The 2,063-nt window shown below is 66.1% G+C and carries 2 protein-coding genes; both read right to left on the reverse strand.

Annotated features, from left to right (window positions below):
• Nucleotides 1-1,287, reverse strand: a 1,287-nt coding sequence (locus HV783_RS29245; protein WP_175190342.1) for a methyl-accepting chemotaxis protein, incomplete at its 3' end; no start/stop codon positions are given.
• A 138-nt stretch (nt 1,288-1,425) separates the two neighbouring features.
• On the reverse strand, nt 1,426-1,899 hold the full coding sequence (locus tag HV783_RS29250) for a hypothetical protein (RefSeq protein WP_054504566.1): 474 nt from the start codon (nt 1,897-1,899) through the stop codon (nt 1,426-1,428).
• Between the last annotated feature and the right edge of the window lie 164 nt (nt 1,900-2,063).

Here is a 2,063-nt window from a genome sequence, read left to right on the forward strand (position 1 = left end):
CTTGCCCTGCTCGCCGGCACGGGCCGCTTCCACCGCCGCGTTCAGCGCCAGGATGTTGGTCTGGAAGGCGATGCCGTCGATCACCGACACGATCTCGGAGATCTTGCGCGAACTGGCCGAGATGCCCTGCATCGTGTTGACCACTTCGGCCACCGCCGAACCGCCACGCTCGGCCACGTCCGACGCGCTGGCCGCCAACTGGTTGGCCTGGCGCGCATTGTCGGCGTTCTGCTTGACCGTCGAGGCAAGCTCTTCCATCGAAGCGGCGGTCTCTTCCAGCGAAGCCGCCTGCTCTTCCGTGCGGCTCGACAGGTCGGTGTTGCCGGCCGAGATCTCGCGCGAACCCACCGTGATTTCATCGACGCCGCGGCGCACCGTGGCCACCGTGCGCGTCAGGCTTTCCTGCATGCGCTTGAGCGCGGCGAACAACTGGCCGATTTCGTTGTGCGAACGCACTTCGACGCGGCTGGTCAGGTCGCCGGCGGCGATCTTGTCGAAATGCTGACCGGCCTCGACCAGCGGACGGACCACCAGGCGGCCGAACAGCACGCGGCAGAACACCATCAGGGCCAGCGCCAACGCCACCGCGACGGCAACGGCCACCATGGCGCGGTTGAAGTTGTCCTCGGCTTGCTGGATCGTGGCTTCCTGCTGGTCGGCAATGTACTTGCTGAATTCGCCGATGGCCTCGATGAAGGCGGCGCTGCGCGGCGTGCCGTATTCATTGTTGACCATGTAGAAGGTCGAGTAGTCCTCGCTGCGCAGCGCTTCCACCATGGTGTCGACGCCGTCATCGATATACGAACGGTAGCGGCGCACCAGGTTCATCGATAGCTGGCGGCCGGTGTCATCCTGAAGCATGTTCTTCTGGAAGTCGGCGAAGCGGCTGCGCACGCCGGTCAGCAGATCGGTGGCGCCCTTGAGCGCCGCGGCCGCGTCGCGCGCCGAGTTCTCGCCGCTGCCCCAGCCCGACTCCTGCAGGTGGCGGGCCGCGACCATCAGGCTGACGCGGGCGCGCAGCATGTCGCTGTTGATCACATCCACTTGCTTGGAGCGCTCGGTCAGCGCATTGACCTCGCGGATGGACTCGTAGTTATGCTGCAGGAAGAAGGCGGCCAGGCCGCCCACCGCCGCGATCAGCACCGCGAAGAATGCCATGACCCACAGCAGCATCGTGCCGACGCGTGCGTCGCGCAGTCTCAGCTTGCGTTTCACCTTGGGCGCACGCGAGGCCTTTTTCTTACCGACCTTGCCTGACTTCGCTCCGGATTCCAGACTCGCTTCCATATTCTTTCCCCATCCCTCAGGTACAGCTCTGACCAAATGAAAAACCACCCTGGCGTGCCTTCCCAGCGGAAGTGGCACGCATCAGGGCGACGTACGCGGCGGCCTCCGGGGCCGGCACGCTCTCCGCGAAAACGGGACCTAACGGCCCTGGCGCATCGGCTCGGGCGACACGACGGCCGGCCCCGGTATGACGATGGTTTCCACCTGGACCTCCGGCGCGGGCTGCTGCGCCCATTCCTGACTGACGTCAGGCACAGGCGCGGGGCCCAGCAACTTCTGGCGTTCCCAGGGTTCCAGCAGAATATTGGTGCTGTCCACGAGGCGCATCAGGCGGCCGTCGGGGCCGAACTGCAGCAGCGCTTCCTTGCGGCTGTACAAGCCGTCCGGGACAAACGTGATCTTGAAGGACCAGAGGGCGAGGAAGGTGCCGTCGGTCTGCTTGTAGAACTTGTCGGGCGGGGCGGTGAGCGCCCGCGAGGCTTCTTCCAGCGTCGTCTGCCCCGGCGTCAGGGTCGACAGCTTGCCGGGGTCGAAATTGTGGCCCGTCGCCGAGCAGCCGACGATCAATGCCGTGATCGCCGCTGCCGCCAGAAGATGTAGATAGCCTCGCATACCTGCCCATTTACCGGTCATTGCCGGCGTCAAAAAGATTCCCAGTCATCGTCTGCCGGCGCCTGGCGGCGGGTCGCCGCCGGCGTCGCCGGTTTGGCGTCGTTTGCCGCGGTCGTGGCCGTGGCGGCGCGCGGCGCCGGACGACGCAGCGGACGCGCCGCGCT

Source organism: Achromobacter dolens (genome assembly GCF_902859745.1).
GTDB classification, from domain to species: Bacteria; Pseudomonadota; Gammaproteobacteria; order Burkholderiales; family Burkholderiaceae_B; genus Achromobacter; species Achromobacter dolens.